The sequence below is a fragment of the Nocardia sp. NPDC004568 genome (assembly GCF_040609955.1).
GTDB lineage: Bacteria > Actinomycetota > Actinomycetes > Mycobacteriales > Mycobacteriaceae > Nocardia.
Window position 1 is genome coordinate 164,360 of the sequence record NZ_JBEXLL010000001.1, and the last position, 16,626, is coordinate 180,985.

The window sequence follows — 16,626 nt, forward strand, 5'->3', positions numbered from 1 at the left end:
CGGATCAGCCGGCGACCCGCGCACTCGGACCGTGCGGACGGCGGGCGCGCCACCACACCCCGGCCCACGACACCACGACGCAGGCCGCCACCACCAGCTGCACTTCCGTGAGCATGCTCTCCGGATAGATCACTCCGGTCAGGTAGTGGTCGATGAAGCCCTCCGGCGGCAACCCCGACACCCCGGCGCGATGCCGTGCCCAGTTCTCCGCGTAGGTGAGCGGGCAGTCGTAGCCGACCAGCACCGTGCCGAATCCCCAGGCCGCGGCCGCCCCGTGCAACCAGATCGTGCGAGGGAAACGCCACGCCAGGAAGCCGCCCGCCACCACGTAGCCGATGAACAGCAGATGCAGGGCGGCGACCATATCCGCGATCAGCCGATACCACACCCTTCCAGGGTATGTCCTCGGATGGGTTACGGCACCGGGTTTACCACGGCGAGGGGCGGTAGTCCTTCAGGAAGCAGCCGTGGAGGTCTTCACCGGCTTCGCCGCGCACGATCGGGTCGTAGACCCGGGCCGCGCCGTCCACCAGGTCCAGCGGGGCGTGGAACCCCTCGTCCGCGAGCCTGATCTTGGTGTAGTGCGGTCGCTCGTCGGTGATCCAGCCGGTGTCCACCGCGGTCATCAGGATGCCGTCGGTCTCCAGCATTTCCTTCGCGCTGGTCCGGGTCAGCATGTTCAGCGCCGCCTTGGCCATATTGGTGTGCGGATGCCCGGGCCCCTTGTAACCGCGAGAGAACTGTCCCTCCATCGCCGAGACGTTCACCACGTACTTCCGGCGTGGGGGCGCCGCGGCCAGCGCGGGCCGCAATCGGGAGACCAGGATGAACGGGGCGACCGAATTGCACAGCTGGACTTCCAGCAGTTCGGTGGGGTCCACCTCGCCCACGGTGTGCACCCAGCTGTTGGTATGGGCGAGGTCGGGCACCAGGCCCCCGGCATCGATCGCCACTCCGCGGGCGATGCGGTCGGGTGTGGCCGACCCGGCCACCAGTGCCAGTTCGGCCACATCGGCGGTCGACAGAGTGGGGGTCAGCGAGGCGGTCAGCGCGGTCGGATGGGCGCGGGTGGTCTGCCCGAAGGTCACCTTCTCGGGCAACTGGCCGGAGGGTAGTGGGCCGTCCTCGGCGGCGGCCAGGGCGCTGTAGGCGCCGGGGGAGCGGCGGACCGTCTGCGCGGCGTTGTTGATGAGGATATCGAGCGGTCCCTGAGCCGCGACATCGTCGGCTAGGGCCACCACCTGCGCCGGATCCCGCAGATCGATTCCGACGATGCGGAGGCGGTGCAGCCAGTCGGCGCTGTCCGGATGGGCGGCGAAGCGGCGGATCGCGTCGTTGGGGAAGCGGGTGGTGATGGTCGTATGCGCGCCGTCGCGCAGCAGCCGCAGCGCGATGTACATCCCGATCTTGGCCCGGCCGCCGGTGAGCAGGGCACGCCGGCCGGTCAGGTCGGTGCGGGCCTCGCGGCGACCGTGGCTCATGGCCGCGCAGTCCGGGCACAACTGGTGGTAGAACGCGTCGACGCGGGTGTACTTCTCCTTGCAGATATAGCACCCGCGGGGGCGCAGGAGCGTGCCGGCCGAGGCGCCGGTGGTGTTGGAGCTGATCGGGATACCGGCGGTCTCGTCGTCGATCCGGTTGGGTGATCCGGTGGCCGTCGCGGCGACCACCGCGCGGTCCGCGGCCAGTTTCGCCTGCCGGGCCGCGATACGACGCTGCCGTTTGAGTTCTTTGAACATGCGGCCGACCGCGCGCTGCACGGTGGTCGAATCCGGATGGCCGGGGTCCAGCTGTCCTGCCTGGTCGAGAACGCGCAAACAGGTGGCGAGGTCGTTCGGGTCGATACTGGGCGCGGCCATCGGTGCGGAGGAATTCCTTCGTGAGCTGGAAAAGCGTGCGCACCATTGTGGCAAAACCGCCGGAGCGCGGGCGGAGCCGGGCCGTCGCGGCGGCCCGGCACAGGTGCCGGTCGCGTCGCCACAAGTGGGAAAGCGCCTCGTTGACATCACGCCAATAGTGCGGGAAAGTCGTTGCCGGACGATCCGGTGCGCGGCGCCGGTCTGGCTGATCACGAACAGAGGACGCGGATATGGCACGCCCCGCATGGAGCGACGACGAGGTCGAGGCGGTACGGGAACTCGCGCGCAACTACTTCGAGAAGGAAGTGGTGCCGCACGAGGAGAAGTTCATCGAGCAGGGCCATCCGGACAAGGCGCTCTACCGGCGCGCCGGTGAACTCGGCCTGCTGTGCCCCGCGGTCCCGGAGGAATTCGGCGGTGGTGGCGGCAGCTTCGCCCACGAGGCCGCGATCATCGAGGAGCAGGTCCGCGCCGGCGACGGTGCGCTGGGAATCCCGGTGCACAGTTCGATCATCGCGCCCTATCTGGCCGAATTCGGCTCCGAGGAGCTGAAGAAGCGGATCCTGCCCAAGGCGAGCAGTGGCGAGATGGTGTTGTCCATCGGGATGACCGAGCCGGGCACCGGCTCGGACCTGCAGGCGATCAAGACCCGGGCCGTCCGCGAAGGCGACGAGTACGTGATCACCGGTTCGAAGATCTTCATCTCCAACGGCTGGCTCTGCGACGGCATCATCATCGCCGCCAAGACCGACCCGGAGAAGGGCGCGGCCGGTGTGTCGCTGCTCTTCGCCGAGGTCGGCGACGACACCCCCGGTTTCACCCGCGGCCGCATCCTGTCCAAGATCGGCGGCAAAGGCCAGGACACCGCCGAACTGTTCTTCGACGGACTGCGGGTGCCCGCGGCGAACCTGCTCGGCGGCGCCGAAGGTCAGGGCTTCTATCAGATGATGCAGCTGCTGGCCCAGGAGCGGCTGGTCACCGCCATCATGGCGGTGGCGATGATGGAGCGCGCGGTCGAACTGACCGTCGAATACACCAAGGGCCGCGAGGCCTTCGGTAAACCGCTGTTCGCCATGCAGAACACCAGATTCGAACTGGCCGAATGCGCGACCATCGCCCGGACCAACCGCGTGTTCCTGGACGATTGCATCGGCCGGCACCTGCGCGGGGAACTCGATATCCAGTCGGCCGCCATGTCGAAGTACTGGTCCACCGATCAGCTCGGCGTCGTCGTGGACCGCTGCCTGCAGCTCTTCGGCGGCTACGGCTATATGACCGAGTACCCGATCTCCCAGCTGTACACGGGCGCCCGGGTGCTGCGCATCCTCGCCGGCAGCAATGAAGTGATGAAGGACCTCATCGCGCGTGGGCTCTGACCTCGAACCTTCACTCGCCCCCGTCACCGACCCCGCCCTCGGCCCGTCCGGGGCCGGTGGAAACGGCACGGACGAGCAACCCCGGCGGCGCCGGCTCGAACCCGACGAGCGCCGCGCCCAGATCCTCGCCCAGGCCATCGAGATGTTCGGGGAACGTCCGTACGCGGCGGTGTCCACGGCCGAACTGGCGCAGCGGGCCGGTGTGGCGCGCGGCCTGATCAACCATTATTTCGGCAACAAGCGCGACCTCTACCTCGCGGTCGTCCGCCGGATGGTGACCCTGCCCCGTGCCGACGAACTGGCCGTGCCCACGGGCACCACCCGGGAACGGGTCGAGGCCAGTGTGCGCTGGTTGCTGGACACTATCTCCGAACACGGCAGTACCTGGGTCAAAGTGACCAGTCACGAGGGGGTCGGTGACGACCCGGAGGTGCAGCAGATCCTCGACGCGGCCGACGACGCGGCCGCGCAGCGGCTGCTGGTGATGATCGGCCTCGCCGACGGCGCGGCCTCCGAAGAGCCGCGACGAGCGATGGTCCGCGCCTACGGTGGCCTGGTGAAGGTGGCCGGCCGGGAATGGCTGACTCGCGGCACCATGACCCGCGATCAGGTCCATGGACTGCTGGTCGATATGCTGAGCACCTTGGTCACCGAATCGCTGCCGCGGGTACGACGAGAGGACTGAACCGCCGTGGCCCGGCGCAGCGGAGCGGCCGGGCATTTCGGGTGCTGACCAGCCTCGATCCGCGGCCAGGGGGATTTACCGGGCCCCTCGGCGGATCGCGGCTTATTCTTTCGGATGCCGGGCGCAGTCCAGTGCTCCAGGATGCGCCGACGGCGGCTCGAAGGGATCGGTCATGGCATATAGACAGCGCTGGGCGGGGGAGCGCTGGCCGGAAGTTCCGCCGGACCGGGACGAGGAGCCACCGCGTACCGGGCGGCGGCGCGACGACTACGACGACTGGTCCGAGGAGCCCTTCCGCCACGACGAACGTCCGATCGTCAATCCGTACGCGATCGTCGCACTGGTAGCGGCACTCGTCCTGGTCTTCCCGGTGGCGATCGTTTTCGGGCTGATCGCGTTCGGGCATCCCCGTGGTCGCCTCATGGCCTTCACCGCGTTCGTGCTCGGCGTCGGCGAAGTGGCAGTGCTGGCGGCACTGATCCTGCTGCCGCGGGATACGCCCGGTGAGGTGTTCTCCCGGGTCGGCGCCGCGGTGGACGAGGCGACCGGCGGGCAGCAGACGACCGAACCGCCGGTTTCGGCTGCCTCCGGGACCTCCGAGAGCGCACCGACCACCTCGCCTGGCCGGAGCGTGTCCACCGAACCCTCGGTTCCGGCGAGTGCGGCCACCGCGGTCCCGCCGGCCGCCGAGGCCGACACCGCCTGCCCCGAACCGGCCCTGCTCGGTGCCGCCGCCGACGGCGGCACCCTGCTGTGCCTCACCGATTCCGCGTCGGTCACCGGCTACCAGTGGTCGGGTCCCTATCGAGTAGCGGACACCATCCGGACGGAAGACACGGACTGTACGGGCACCGCCACCGCGCGCACAGCCGCCGGGTACGCCCTGGTCTGCGAAAACGGGACCTGGACGCTCTGGACCTCCTGAGCCGGGCCCGGCTCAGCCGTCCGTCGCTGGCTTGCGGGCTCGGCTGGGCTGCACCCGCGGCGGCTCGTTCGGCATCTTCGGGTACTGCGGCGGCCACGGCGCGTCCATCAGACCGGAGGCCAGATCGCGTTCGGACATCCGCAGCAGCGGCTCGATACTCTGCGGTGGGCGGTGCTCCCAGGGATCGCCGTACTCGGCGAGACGGGCCGGCACCGAGGCGATCGTCAGATCCTCGGGGACCACGGTGCCGAGTTCGTCCCAGGTCACTGGGGTGGATACCTGCGCACCGACCTTGGGGCGTACACACCAGGCGCCGAAAACGGTCTTGTGCGGCGCGTTCTGGTTGTAGTCGACGAAAACCCGCCGGCCGCGTTCTTCTTTCCACCAGTGCGCGGTGATGTCGTCGGGGTGCCGGCGTTCCAGTTCCCGCGCCAGTGCCACGGCCGCGGCACGGACCTCGTATCCGTCCCAGCGGGGTTCCAGTGCGATGTAGAGGTGCAGACCGCGCGACCCGGAGGTTTTCACCCATGTCTCGATACCGAGCTCGCCACACAGCTCCCTGGTCCGGACGGCGGCGGTCCGCAGTTCGTCGAAACCGATACCGGGCGAGGGATCCAGATCGATCCGGAGCTGATCGGCGACTCGCAGATCCGGCACGGTATTGGGCCAGACGTGGAAGCCGAGGCATCCCTGGTTCACCGCCCACAGCACATGGGCCAGATCGTGTGCCACCAGCGCGTCGCTCGTCGTGCCGTTCGGGGTGGCGACCTCCACGGTGCGCAACCAGTCCGGCGCGGATTTCGGCACCCGCTTCTGGAACCAGGATTTCCCCGACGCACCGTCCGGGTAGCGTTCCAGCAGCAGCGGCCGCCCGCCGTTGACCCGGAGGAACGGTTCGGCGACGCTCTGGTAATAGCGCACGAGATCCAATTTGGTCTCGCCCCGGCGCGAGAAGTACACCTTCGCGGGGTTGGTGATGGTGAGCACCCGGCCGGCGACCTCGATTTTCACCGCTTCGCTCATTTCGCCACCGCCGCCCCGAAGATTTCGCGCAACTCCGCGGGCGCGGCCTCTTCCAGCTGGGCGTAGGTACACGACTCGGGGGTGCGATCGGCGCGGAACCGGACCAGCCGGCCGCCGTGCCGGAACCGGCCGGACTGGAGATGCTCGTATCTGACCTCGGCCACCAGTTCGGCACGCAGCGGCTCCCATGACAGGTCCTTACCGCCGCTCCAGCGACTGACCCCGCCGGGCATGGACCCGCCGGACTCGGCCTGGGCCGCGGCATCGGCCCATTCCCGCCACGGATGGTCCGCCAGCGCGTTCTCCCGGTACGGCGCGAGTTCGCCGATCAATTCGGTGCGCCGTGCGGCGGTGAAACTGCTCGCCACTCCCACATGATGCAGCCGGCCCTCGTCGTCGTACAGGCCGAGCAACAGGGAGCCCACGCCTCGGCCGTCCTTGTGCCAGCGGAAACCCGCCACCACACAGTCGGCGGTGCGCTCGTGCTTGACCTTGAGCATCACCCGCTTGTTCTGCTGATACGGCTGGTCGTCGGCTTTGACCATCACCCCGTCGAAGCCCGCGCCCTCGAACCGGGTGAACCAGTCGCGGGCGACCGCCGGATCGCCGGTGAGCGGGGTCAGTTGTACTCGGCCGGGATCGGTCCGCAGGATGCTTTCGAGCAACCGGCGGCGCTCGGCGAACGGCGCCTCGGTCAGATCGCGGTCGCCGAGGGCGAGCAGGTCGAAGGCCACGAAACTCGCCGGCGTCTCCACCGACAGTTTGGCCACCCGCGAGGCCGCCGGATGCAGCCGCTGCTGCAGCACATCGAAATCGAGTCCGTGTCCGGTGACCACGACGATCTCCCCGTCCACCACGCACCGATCCGGCAGCGCGCCGCGCAGCAGATCGGCAACCTCGGGAAAGTACCTGGTGAGAGGCCGATCGTTGCGGGACCCCAGTTCCACCTCCGCGCCGTCGCGAAACACCACGCAGCGGAATCCGTCCCATTTGGGTTCGTAGCTCAAGCCCGGGCCCGGCGGTATGCCGGGGGCGGACTTGGCCAGCATGGGCCGGACGGGCGGCATCACCGGTAGATCCACGCGATCCTCCTGGGGTCGATCCTCACCCGTATCGACGCCGCGGCCGGCGCCGAATCATCGCCCCCGATGATAGGAGTTCGAACCGACAGATCCTCGGATCCGACTGTCAGCCGTCGATCCAGCCCTGTTCGGCCGCGAAATCGGTGAGCCGTTCCCGGATGGCCACGATCTCCCCCGCGGTCAGCGCCGGGGAGGCGTCCAGGAGGAGTTCGGTGACCAGCCGGGTGTGCTCCTCGGCGGTCAACCGGGCACCCTCGCCGGCCGGTTTGGGCCGTGCGTGCTGGCCGCGCGGGGACCGGAGGTTGATCGCCTTGGGCCCCCGATCACCCTCGGTGACATCGAATTCGAACACCCGGCCCTGCCGGAGTTCGTCCTCGCTCAAGCCGATATCGTTGACGTGGACGAACACGTCGGGTCCACCGTCCTCGGGCCGGATGAAACCGAAACCCCGCGATCCGTCGAACGACACCAATTTCCCGCTGGCCACCACACCGCTCCTCGCCGCAGTTCTGCCGGTCACTCTATATCCGGTTTTTCCGCATCGGTGGCCGAAAGCGCCTTTTGCAACGAGTTGAATACGGTGAGCCCCTGCCCGACCATGCCGTTGAGCAGTTCGCCCACCCCGTCCGGCCCGTTGAGGACCGTCAGGTTGGCGTTGGACAGTCCACGTGCCGCCTGCTCCACGATGAGGGGCAGCTGCTCGATGAGCATCTGATCGAGCGCGATGCGATTGTGGGAGGCCGCGGCCTCGGCCTGGATCCGGGTGCGGTCGGCCTCGGCCTCGGCGAGGATCCGTACCCGCTCGGCCTCGGCCTGCGCCGGTTTCACCACCTCGGCCTGCAACTGTTGTTCCCGCAGTTCGGCTTCCTTGCGGGCCTGGGCGGCCTGGGCGCCGAGCACTTCCTGCTGGGCGAGCGCGGCGGCGAGCGGTCCGGCGGCCGCGGCCTCGGCCTGGGCCTTGTCGATATCGCGCTGGTAGCCGGCCTTGAGGATCGCGGTCTCCCGCGCGTACTCGGCCTGTTTGCGCAAGGATTCCTGTTCGGCTTCGGCGGAACGCTGCGCGGCCTGCGATTCGGCGATCTGGGCGTCCCGGTGCACCGCGGCGTTGTGCGGGGCGGCCAGGGCGGAGATATAGCCGAGGTTGCCGTCGTCGATGGACTGGATCTGGAACGAATCGACCCACAGGCCGATATTGCTCATCTCCACTTTCGACGCGACGAGGACCTCGTCGGCCAGCCGCTGGCGCTCCCGGATGATCTCCTCCACCGTCATGGAGCCGACGATGGACCGCAGATGACCGGAGAAGATCCGCCCGGTCAGCACCGACATCTCCTGCTCCTGTTCGGACAGGAAGCGCTGGGCCGCGTTCACGATCGACGCGGTGTCGTTGGCGACCTTGAAGGCGATGACCGCCCGGACCTGCAGCACGATGGCCTGTTTGGTGACGCAGCGTTCGCTGATCTCGGCCTCGAACATCGCCAGCGACAGATACCGCACCTTGCGGAAGAACGGCATCACCCACGTGCCGCGTCCGATGATCACCCGGAAGGGGGTGGCGTCGCGGCTCTGGGCGCCGCTGACCAGCATCGCCTCGTCGGGGTCGGGGACGTGATAACCCAGCACGGATGACTCCTCGCGTCGTGTTGCTACGGCGCCGGGTCCGGTGTGAGAGCTATCCAGGGCACCACGTCGGCGATACGACCGGAGTCGACAGCGATGACCAGCACGGTGCTCCCGGCCGGGATCGCCTCGGCGGCGCGCGCGATATACCCTTCGGTCCCCCCACGTACGGCCACCAGGACCTCACCCAGCGTCCCGGGGCCTCGGATCGGCGAGATCAGCTTACCGGTCGATCCCACCACTTCGTCGCGCAATTCTTCCAGACCTCTCTGCCCGGCTGTGGTTTTCGTGCACGGTCCCCAGCGGCCCCCGGCCTACCGGTAGAGACTGCGGTAGGCGCCCAGCATGGCGACGAGGTGATCGACGATCTCCGCGCGGGTGGCGCGCAACGACCCGTTCAGCCAGGCCGAGAACATGCCCGCGTTCCCGCTCGCCATGGTGACGGCCGCGAGACGGCGGCGGACCGGATCATCGATCTGGGAAAAGAGATGGTCTTGGATGAGCCGGGTGAAGGCGGGCATGACGGCGATGGTGGTCTGGCCGAGGCCGGTGCTCGAGTAGGGCTCCACCAGGAACAGGCGCGATTTGCGTGGATCCTCGAGCACCTTGTCCACCAGCGCCTCGGACAGGGCCCGGTCCCGCGAAGCGTCGTCGGCGACCGCGAAGGCGGTCATCGGATCGAGAAAATCGTCGGCGATCTGCCGGTACAGGACATCGAGCAGTTCGTCGCGGCTGGCGAAACTCTCGTAGAAGTATCGATCGGTGAGATTGGCCCGGCGACACACCGCGCGCATGGTGACGCCGGCGGCGCCGGATTCACCGATCAGATCCAGTGCGGCCTCGAGCAGTGCGCTACGCCGCGCCTGCTTCCGCTCGGAAAGCGTGGTGCCACCCCAGATCCGGGGTCCGCTGTCGTCCGATCGCTGATCTGAATGCACCCGTCCACAGTAGTGGGCTCGCGTAGTCCGCCGTGCCGGGTGGTCACGGCGCCGCCGAGGTGGGCCGGAGGTCGGATCCGGGCAGCCGCGTCCGATTGCCGGGCCACGAGCACTGCCCGGCCGGCGGCGAGGTCGACCCGATCCCGCGGCGGCGCCCCGTCGGATTCCTCGTCGCGCATCATGGTCTGCGCGGCGCGGTGGTCCAGCTGGTCGCGTTTGCTTCCGTACCAGAAGGCGGTGAGCTCCTCGACTCCCGCGGCCGCGAGCCGGGTGGAAGTGCGCTCGCCGGTCGAATGCCCGGCCTTCGGGAAGCGGGTGTACACCCACCGCAGCGCGGCGACGGCCCCCAGCAGGAACATGGCGACGGGCGCACCGAGGAACAGGACATCCACGAATCTCAGAATAGCGCCCCGGGGTGCGGTGACCGCGTGTTCGCCGCCACCGAGCCGGGGCCGGCGACCGGCAGGCGATTACGCTGAACCGTGTGGTCGTGCTCGCTGTGCTGCTGTTCGCCGTGGTCGCCGCGACGACCGGTTATGTGGTCGCGGGCGAGGCCACGGCCCAGGTGGACTGCCCGCTGCACGAGTGGGCGTTGACCCTGCGTACCGATCCGCTGACCACGGCCGCCACGGTGATCACCCATCTCGGGGGATCGGTGGCCATGTGGACGCTGGCGCTGCTGGCCTGCGCGGTGCTGCTGCGCCGCGGCGCGTACGCGGATCTGCTGCTCGTGGCCGGGGTGGGCGCGGCTTCGGCCGTGGTGGTGCCCGTCTCGAAACAGCTGATCGGCCGGTCCCGGCCGCCGGTGGCCGGGCAGCTGGTGGAGGTCGGCAATCCGGCCTTCCCCTCCGGGCACAGTGTCGGGTCCGCGGCGGTGGTGGGCGTGCTCGCCGCCCTGTTCTGTCTGCGGACCGCGCATCGTGTCGCCGGGCTGATCGTCGCGGCCGTGGCGGTCGTGTTCGTACTGCTGGTGGGCCTCTCACGGATCTACCTGGGGGTGCACTGGCCCACGGATGTACTCGCCGGCTGGGCACTCGGTGGTCTGTTGGTCGCGGTCGGGGTGGCGATGCGGACCCGAGCCGGTGATGCGGGGGCGGACCCGGACAGTTCCGCGACCGCCGTCGGCTCCGGAACCGCGGACCCCGCCGCCTGGAACACCCGCCACTGACCCGGCCGTTCAGCCGCCGCGTTCCAGATCCAGGCCCGCCGCCCGCCAGCCCGCGATACCGCCGTCCAGGCTGTAGGCGGTGTGGCCGGTCCGGCAGGCGGTCGCGGCGAACTGCCGGGAGATATCGCCGGTGGGGCAGGTGAAGATCACCGGGTGGGCCCGGGAGAACGGCGTCCCGTGCGCGAACAGATCGGTGAGGCGGTCGTCGGGGATATTGATCGCACCCGGTATATGGGCGACCCGGTAGGCCATGGCACCCCGGGTATCCACGATCACCGGCCGGGCGGTGCGCAGCAGTTCGGCCATGTCGGTGGGGGTGAGCAGTGGTGCCGCGGCGATCTCGGCGGCGCTCGGCGGCGGTGGGCCGGCGGCGCGGCCGAACAGTTCCGGACGGCGCTGCTCGATATAGGACAGGTACGGCTCGAGCCGGTCGCAGACGATGATCACCCCGACGGTCCGCGCGCCGCCGCGCCCCTCGCGTCCGAGGACCTCGCGCGCGGCGGCGTAGGCGGCGCCGCTGGTGGGACCGGCCAGGATTCCGTATCCGGTGGCGAGTTCGAGCGTGGCCTCGATCGCCGGGCCCGATCCCACGGCGCGGATCTCGTCGTAGAAATCGGGCTGGAACAGGCCGACCTCCCACATCTCCCGTTCCGACCGGATACCGGGAATGAAGTCCTCGCGTTCGGAGACCACCGCGACCGTCCGCAGCTCGGGATGGAATTTCCGCAGGTAGCTACCCGCCCCGCGGCTCGACCCGGTGGTGCCCAGGCCGCCGAAGAGATAGTCGATCCGCTCGATTCCGGCGGCGCTGAGATCCTCGTGGATCTCCCGGCCGGTGCCGTCGTGATGGGCGGTGATGTTCTTCTCGCTGGTGTACTGGGACAGATGCCGGAACCGGCCGGGTTCAGCGGCCATGGCCGCGTCGATCGCCGAGTACACATCGTTGGGCGTGGTGGGGTCCGGGCATTCGGACAGGCCGGGCAGTTCGACGATCTCGGTGCCGATCAACCGGAGTAGATCGCGCACCTCGCCGACCTTGATCCGGTTGGTCATGGCGCGCAGCCCGATGCCGTGGATCGCGCCGAGAATGCGCAGCGCCTTGGCGGTGTTGCCGCTGGACGCCTCGATCAGTGTCCGGCGCTGCGCGCGCAGTGTCTCGAGTTCGTCGCGCAGCATCGCCCAGGCGACCCGGTCCTTGACCGAACCGAACGGATTGTGCGATTCGAGTTTTGCGTACAGGTCCACCCCCTCCAGGCCGTGCACGGCCGGGTCCAGGCGGAGCAGGGGAGTGTCACCGATCAGTTCGGTGATGTGCTGGTGGATGGTCACGGAACCTCGGGTGCGTCGGAGTCGGCGGGGGAGGACGGCGGCCGGTAGTCGGCATCGGGTGTGGCGAGGAAACGCCCGTCGTGTCCGGTCACCGCCACTTTCTCCGCCGGAGGATGCATGGCGGCCGCGGCCGCCGACAGATCCATGTGATACCCCGCCGTATTGGGGAAGACGATCAGATCGCCCGGGCGCGGTAGCCAGGGCAGCCGGACCGTATGCGTGGTGACGAGATCTCTTTCGAGACAGAGCCGACCGGCCAGGAAGACCCCGACCGGGGGGCCATCCGGCGCGGCCCCGTCACCGGGTATCAGGAGAGGGTCGGCCATCACCTCCTGATCGGCCGGTGTCACCGTGTCCCGGCTGATGTCCAGGTGGACGAGCACGCTGCCGTCGGCGGCCTCCTTCACGAATTCGACCCGCGCGACGGTGATTCCGGCGTGGTCGGCGAGCGCTTTACCCGGTTCCAGCCAGATGTCGAGCAAATTGTCGGCGGCGACCCGGGCGACACTGCGGCCGCCGTGGCGGGCGAGGGGCGCGGCCAGGAAACCGGCCAGCATCTCGGCGGCGGACACGGTGTTGGCGTATTTGTGGAAGACCGGTGTCCCACGTACCGCGCCGCCGTCGACCTGATAACCGAACGTGTTGTTGCCCCAGCTCATGGGGGTGCCGTGACCGGCGAGCGCGGCACGCAGCCGGTGCACGTAATCGTCGAACCGGGCGCCGTCGGCGGTGAACACCTGGCGTAGTCCGCCACCGATGTTCAGGACCGACGGCGCGAGTCCGGCGGAGTACGCCTGTTCGAGCAGCGCGAGACAGGTCTCGGCGGCGCGTACCCGTTCGGCGGTATCACCGGTGTCGAGGTGGAATGCCGTACCGCGGAACAGGAGGCGATCCCGGTGCCGCGCCAGCACCTCCAGCGCGCGATCCACCCGGTGCACCGGGATCCCGAAGCGGCTCACCTGCGACCCCGCGAATCCGCTGACGCGGAGCAGGACCGGGACCGGCGCGGACCGCTCGGCGAGATCGGCCAGCCTGCCCAGTTCCCATTCGTTGTCGACATTCACGGTCGCCCCGGTGCCCACCAGCTCACGGAGGAACGCCTCGCCTTTGGGCCCGGTCACCTCGATCCGGCCGGGGTCGAATCCGGCCGTCAGCGCCGATTCCAGCTCACCGGCCGAGGCCACGTCCACATCGATCCCGTGCGCCGCGGCTGTGCGTACGAAGGCCCGGGACCGATTCACCTTGTGCGCGTAGCAGAGGCGATAACCGGTGGGTGAGTCGTCGAGTACCGCGGTGAGCCGGTCGATATTACGTGCGAATACCTGCGGGAACAGCAGATGCACCGGTGTCCCGAAGCGGACCAGCACCTCGTCGAGCGCACCGCGATCGGCGAGGAACGCTGTGACGAGCCGATCCCAGCGCGCCGGGAGGGCGGGCGGCCCGGTGGATTCCGGGGGCAGCCGCACCGTCATCCGGGGCTTCCCGGGCGTAGCGGTTCAGGCCGTTCGCCGACCGGGTTGTAGCCGCCGTCGCGCAATGCCTCGAAGGCGCGGGCCCGGTTGCGCGGGCTGCGGAATTCCGCCACGACCCGCTTGCTGTCGAGGTCGATGTCCACGACCCGGATATCCATCGACTCCAGCACTCCGCCGATCGTGCGCACACAGTGTTTACAGGTCATATCGGGCACGTAGAAGACGCGGTCCTCCGCCGCCGCGGGGCCGGCGCCGATATCCTCCCGCGCCGCTACCGCCACCGGTTCGCAACACGGGACGAGGTCGGTGAACACCTCGACGAAGCGCCGCACCACCTCGGTGAGCACGCTGTAGTTCGCACCGCTGTCACGGTGGACGACCGCGGCCGGGCAGGACGGCTGCTCCCCGGGCGGGAGCAGGGCGTACTGCCGTGAGATGAGATCCAGATCGTCGTGATACCGGGCGATCGCCGCGGGTACGGTCAGCCCCTCCTCGGTGGTCGCCCGGGCCATCACCCGGTGCGCGTCGGTGATGGTCGCCTCCTTCATCGCGCGCAGCGTGGCGATCGACTCGGCTGTGTAGCGCACCGACCCGCCGGGTTCGGCGCGCAGGCTCACCGGGATCATCCCCCGTCGATAGGTCGACGCCTGCAGTTCCCAGAACCACCGGGTGGCGACCGCGGTGAATATTCCGGAATCGCGCAGTCCGCACGCGAATTCACCGGGCGTCCGGTACGGCGTCTGCGCCGCGATGAGCGCGTGCTGGGCCAGCGCCCGGCTCGCGGATTCCACTCCGACCCGGAAGATGTCGAGGGGTTCGTGGTCGGTGGTCGTGCCGGCCAGAACGGCGAGCGCCGTCGCGTCGAGGCGCGCCATCCGATCGGCGAGGCCGGTATTTTCCTCGATCGACCGCCAGAGCGCGAGCAGGGTTTCCCGGGCGGCGATCGGTACGACCGGGCCCGGCCCGTCGTCCCGGTAGAACCCGGTATTGGGTATCCCGGCGCTGTCCACCCAGGTCATCCGGTGCGAGGCGGAGGTGACCGCGTCGGCGGGACAGGGTCGCATGAACCGCTCCAGGTACAGCCGTTGCGAGAACGTGAGATGACTGCCCGGTTCGGGGCGCAGTTCGGTCGCGGTGTACTCGAACCGCATCGTCCCGGCCGGCCGGTGGGCGGCGAACAGCCCGGGCCGGGCGAGTCCGGCCAGGATCCGTGCGGTGGCCCGCCGGTCGTACCGGGTGGTGGTGTCGGTGGATGCGCTGATCTCCGTGCTCATGACAGCTCCTCGGCGAGGGTCCGGACGCGGTCGACGAAGCGGTCGATATCGTCGAGGCAGGTGTAGACATGGGTGCTGACCCGCACCGATTCGGGATCGCCCCTGGTCTCGGGCACGCAGTGGGCGCCGGTGCGGACGAGGAAGCCGTATTCGGCGAGAACGAAACCCAGATCGGCCGCCGTGATCCCGCGGAGGGTGAACGAGACGATTCCGTATCCGTCGTCCTCCCGGGCGTGGGCGGGTCCCGGCAGGAACGTCAGCCCCGGCACCGTCCGCAACCCATGGATCAGCCGCCGGGTGAGCGCCCGGTTGTGCGCCGCGACGGCGCGCATGCCGTAGGTCTCGAGCACCTCGAGTGCGGTGCCCAGGGAAAGGATGCCGGGGATATTGGCGGTACCGCCCTCGAGCAGGCCGGGCATTTCGCCGGTGTCGAACCCCGCGGCGGTCAGTACCGCGTCGGTGCCGCCGCCGGGCAGGAAGGGCCGAAGTCGCGCATGTGTCCGCTGCCGGCAGTACAGGATGCCGATGCCCGGCGCCGCGAACATCTTGTGCGCCGCGAAGGCCGCGAAATCGGCCCCCAGCGCGGTGACATCCACCGGGAGGTGGCCGCCGCTCTGGCTGCAGTCGAAACAGAGGCGTACTCGCGAGGGAATCCGATCGCGCAGTTCGGCGAGAGTGGTGCAGGCGCCGAATACATGATGCAGATGCGTCACTGTGAGCAGCCGGGTGCGCGGGCTCAGCTTCGTGGCGATATCGGCGGTATCGGCCTGCCCCGTCGCGGTGACCCGGTAGGGCACGAGATCGATCCGGGTACCGAAGCGCGCGAGGGTGTCGCGCAGTAGGAACCAGGGTGCGATATTGGCGGCGTGGTCGCGCGGGCTGTAGAGGATCTCGTCGCCGTCGGCCAGCGCGGTGAGCCCCCAGGACAGCGCGACGGCATTGAGTGCCGCGGTCGCGCCGGAGGTGAAGACGATCTCGTCGGACCGGGCGGCGCCCACGAAACGCGCGGTCGCGGCGCGTACCTCGGCGATGCGGTGGGTGAGCGCTGTCGACCAGGGATAGGTGCCGCGGGCGGCGTTGGCGGTAGCGGTCGCGTGATAGTCGCGAACGGTGTCGATCACCGCCTGCGGCTTCTGCGTCGTGGCGGCACTGTCCAGGTAGGTCTCGCGGATGCCGTCCAGGGCCGGAAAGGACGCCCGGACCTCCGGCGGGAGTAATCCCGTGGCCGGGTGCACCGGTGCGGGAGCCCCGGCGGAGTGGGGCGGACGATCCGGTCGGCGCAGGGGTGATCCCATGTGATCGCTCCTTCCGCCGATCCATCCGGACTGCGAACAACGATACTCATTGTCGGAAAGTTCGCCCAGTGCGCTTGGTGCGCAGCCGGTTTCGCACGCGCCGCGCATGCGCGGCGCGGTCCCCGGAGATGTCGGTGACCCGCGTTAGGGTGCGGGTATGCCACTCACCCTCGACGAACGTCAGGCCTTTCTGGCCGAGCCGCATATCGGCGCGCTCTCGGTATCGGCGGGTCCGGATCGTGGTCCGCTCACCGTGCCCATCTGGTACCGGTACGAGCCGGGCGGGGAGCTCTGGGTGCTCACCGGGCCGGAGTCGGAGAAGATGCGGCGGATCCGGGCGGCGGGACGGTTCAGTTTGCTGGCCGAGCGTGTCGAGCCGACCGTCCGCTATGTCAGCGTGGAGGGCCCGGTCACCCGGGTCGAACCGATGACCGACGACCGGCATCGTGAGATGGTGGCGCGCTATCTGCCGCCCGAGCGAGTGGACGAGTACCTGTCCTACGCCGCGGCCGAACTGGGTGAGCACGTGGTCGTGTTCATGCGGCCGCAGCGCTGGTTGTCCGCCGACCTCGGTTGACGA

General features: G+C 69.2%; 18 protein-coding genes. 5 read left to right on the forward strand and 13 right to left on the reverse strand.

What is annotated here, in order from left to right:
* Positions 1-4: 4 nt before the first annotated feature.
* Positions 5-388, reverse strand: a complete 384-nt coding sequence (locus ABZV91_RS00570) for a DUF2784 domain-containing protein (protein WP_355233459.1) — start codon at positions 386-388, stop codon at positions 5-7.
* A 40-nt stretch (positions 389-428) separates the two neighbouring features.
* Positions 429-1,859, reverse strand: a complete 1,431-nt coding sequence (locus ABZV91_RS00575; protein WP_355233461.1) for an SDR family NAD(P)-dependent oxidoreductase — start codon at positions 1,857-1,859, stop codon at positions 429-431.
* A gap of 230 nt (positions 1,860-2,089) precedes the next feature.
* On the opposite strand from ABZV91_RS00575, the gene ABZV91_RS00580 reads away from it, so the two are divergent.
* The 3 genes from ABZV91_RS00580 (at position 2,090) to ABZV91_RS00590 (ending at position 4,845) form a co-directional block, all read left to right on the forward strand.
* The gene (locus tag ABZV91_RS00580) at positions 2,090-3,235 is read left to right on the forward strand and encodes an acyl-CoA dehydrogenase family protein (protein ID WP_355233463.1); all 1,146 of its coding nucleotides are present in this window, start codon (positions 2,090-2,092) and stop codon (positions 3,233-3,235) included.
* Between the two features lie 121 nt (positions 3,236-3,356).
* Entirely contained in the window at positions 3,357-3,920 is a 564-nt protein-coding gene (locus ABZV91_RS00585; RefSeq protein ID WP_355233607.1) for a helix-turn-helix domain-containing protein, read from the forward strand.
* 172 nt (positions 3,921-4,092) lie between these two features.
* Positions 4,093-4,845 carry a hypothetical protein gene (locus ABZV91_RS00590; protein ID WP_355233465.1) on the forward strand — a complete coding sequence of 251 codons (753 nt, stop codon included), beginning with the start codon at positions 4,093-4,095 and terminating at the stop codon, positions 4,843-4,845.
* 12 nt (positions 4,846-4,857) lie between these two features.
* On the opposite strand, the gene ligD is transcribed toward ABZV91_RS00590, so the two are convergent.
* From ligD to ABZV91_RS00625, 7 genes are all read right to left on the reverse strand, one after another.
* On the reverse strand, positions 4,858-5,868 hold the full coding sequence (gene ligD / locus ABZV91_RS00595; protein ID WP_355233467.1) for a non-homologous end-joining DNA ligase: 1,011 nt from the start codon (positions 5,866-5,868) through the stop codon (positions 4,858-4,860).
* Complete coding sequence (locus ABZV91_RS00600) at positions 5,865-6,950, reverse strand: ATP-dependent DNA ligase (RefSeq protein WP_355233469.1); 1,086 nt, start codon at positions 6,948-6,950, stop codon at positions 5,865-5,867. Before ABZV91_RS00600 ends, ligD begins: the two co-directional genes overlap by 4 nt.
* 106 nt (positions 6,951-7,056) lie before the next feature.
* On the reverse strand, positions 7,057-7,440 hold the full coding sequence (locus tag ABZV91_RS00605) for a cold shock domain-containing protein (RefSeq protein WP_355233471.1): 384 nt from the start codon (positions 7,438-7,440) through the stop codon (positions 7,057-7,059).
* A 26-nt stretch (positions 7,441-7,466) separates the two neighbouring features.
* Positions 7,467-8,573: an SPFH domain-containing protein gene (locus tag ABZV91_RS00610; protein ID WP_355233473.1), complete on the reverse strand. Its 1,107-nt coding sequence runs from the start codon at positions 8,571-8,573 to the stop codon at positions 7,467-7,469.
* A gap of 23 nt (positions 8,574-8,596) precedes the next feature.
* Positions 8,597-8,824: a hypothetical protein gene (locus ABZV91_RS00615; RefSeq protein ID WP_355233475.1), complete on the reverse strand. Its 228-nt coding sequence runs from the start codon at positions 8,822-8,824 to the stop codon at positions 8,597-8,599.
* A gap of 60 nt (positions 8,825-8,884) precedes the next feature.
* Positions 8,885-9,508, reverse strand: coding sequence for a TetR/AcrR family transcriptional regulator (locus tag ABZV91_RS00620; RefSeq protein WP_355233477.1), 624 nt, complete (start codon positions 9,506-9,508; stop codon positions 8,885-8,887).
* Positions 9,394-9,900 (reverse strand): DUF6191 domain-containing protein, encoded by a 507-nt coding sequence (locus ABZV91_RS00625; RefSeq protein WP_355233479.1) that lies wholly within the window; start codon positions 9,898-9,900, stop codon positions 9,394-9,396. The genes ABZV91_RS00620 and ABZV91_RS00625 overlap by 115 nt, the downstream gene beginning before the upstream one ends.
* A 92-nt stretch (positions 9,901-9,992) precedes the next feature.
* Between ABZV91_RS00625 and ABZV91_RS00630 the strand changes: the two genes are divergently transcribed.
* On the forward strand, positions 9,993-10,676 hold the full coding sequence (locus ABZV91_RS00630; RefSeq protein WP_355233481.1) for a phosphatase PAP2 family protein: 684 nt from the start codon (positions 9,993-9,995) through the stop codon (positions 10,674-10,676).
* 9 nt (positions 10,677-10,685) lie between these two features.
* Here ABZV91_RS00630 and ABZV91_RS00635 read toward each other — a convergent pair whose 3' ends face one another.
* The 4 genes from ABZV91_RS00635 to ABZV91_RS00650 are packed head-to-tail and all read right to left on the reverse strand — an operon-like array spanning position 10,686 to position 16,046.
* On the reverse strand, positions 10,686-12,005 hold the full coding sequence (locus ABZV91_RS00635; protein ID WP_355233483.1) for a pyridoxal-phosphate dependent enzyme: 1,320 nt from the start codon (positions 12,003-12,005) through the stop codon (positions 10,686-10,688).
* Positions 12,002-13,477, reverse strand: coding sequence for a decarboxylase (locus tag ABZV91_RS00640; RefSeq protein ID WP_355233485.1), 1,476 nt, complete (start codon positions 13,475-13,477; stop codon positions 12,002-12,004). The genes ABZV91_RS00635 and ABZV91_RS00640 overlap by 4 nt, the downstream gene beginning before the upstream one ends.
* Positions 13,474-14,751 (reverse strand): heavy-metal-associated domain-containing protein, encoded by a 1,278-nt coding sequence (locus ABZV91_RS00645; RefSeq protein ID WP_355233487.1) that lies wholly within the window; start codon positions 14,749-14,751, stop codon positions 13,474-13,476. Before ABZV91_RS00645 ends, ABZV91_RS00640 begins: the two co-directional genes overlap by 4 nt.
* Positions 14,748-16,046, reverse strand: coding sequence for an aminotransferase class V-fold PLP-dependent enzyme (locus tag ABZV91_RS00650; protein ID WP_355233489.1), 1,299 nt, complete (start codon positions 16,044-16,046; stop codon positions 14,748-14,750). Before ABZV91_RS00650 ends, ABZV91_RS00645 begins: the two co-directional genes overlap by 4 nt.
* A gap of 157 nt (positions 16,047-16,203) precedes the next feature.
* Between ABZV91_RS00650 and ABZV91_RS00655 the strand changes: the two genes are divergently transcribed.
* The gene (locus ABZV91_RS00655; protein ID WP_355233491.1) at positions 16,204-16,623 is read left to right on the forward strand and encodes a pyridoxamine 5'-phosphate oxidase family protein; all 420 of its coding nucleotides are present in this window, start codon (positions 16,204-16,206) and stop codon (positions 16,621-16,623) included.
* Positions 16,624-16,626 lie beyond the last annotated feature (3 nt).

Bases quoted from the DNA above. Each gene is read 5' to 3' on its own strand.
- ABZV91_RS00580 (WP_355233463.1), top strand. From the start codon at position 2,090: ATGGCACGCCCCGCATGGAGCGACGACGAGGTCGAGGCGGTACGGGAA.
- ABZV91_RS00655 (WP_355233491.1), top strand. From the start codon at position 16,204: ATGCCACTCACCCTCGACGAACGTCAGGCCTTTCTGGCCGAGCCGCAT.
- ABZV91_RS00575 (WP_355233461.1), bottom strand. From the start codon at position 1,859: ATGGCCGCGCCCAGTATCGACCCGAACGACCTCGCCACCTGTTTGCGC.
- ligD (WP_355233467.1), bottom strand. From the start codon at position 5,868: ATGAGCGAAGCGGTGAAAATCGAGGTCGCCGGCCGGGTGCTCACCATC.
- ABZV91_RS00640 (WP_355233485.1), bottom strand. From the start codon at position 13,477: ATGACGGTGCGGCTGCCCCCGGAATCCACCGGGCCGCCCGCCCTCCCG.
- ABZV91_RS00650 (WP_355233489.1), bottom strand. From the start codon at position 16,046: ATGGGATCACCCCTGCGCCGACCGGATCGTCCGCCCCACTCCGCCGGG.
- ABZV91_RS00645 (WP_355233487.1), bottom strand. From the start codon at position 14,751: ATGAGCACGGAGATCAGCGCATCCACCGACACCACCACCCGGTACGAC.
- ABZV91_RS00590 (WP_355233465.1), top strand. From the start codon at position 4,093: ATGGCATATAGACAGCGCTGGGCGGGGGAGCGCTGGCCGGAAGTTCCG.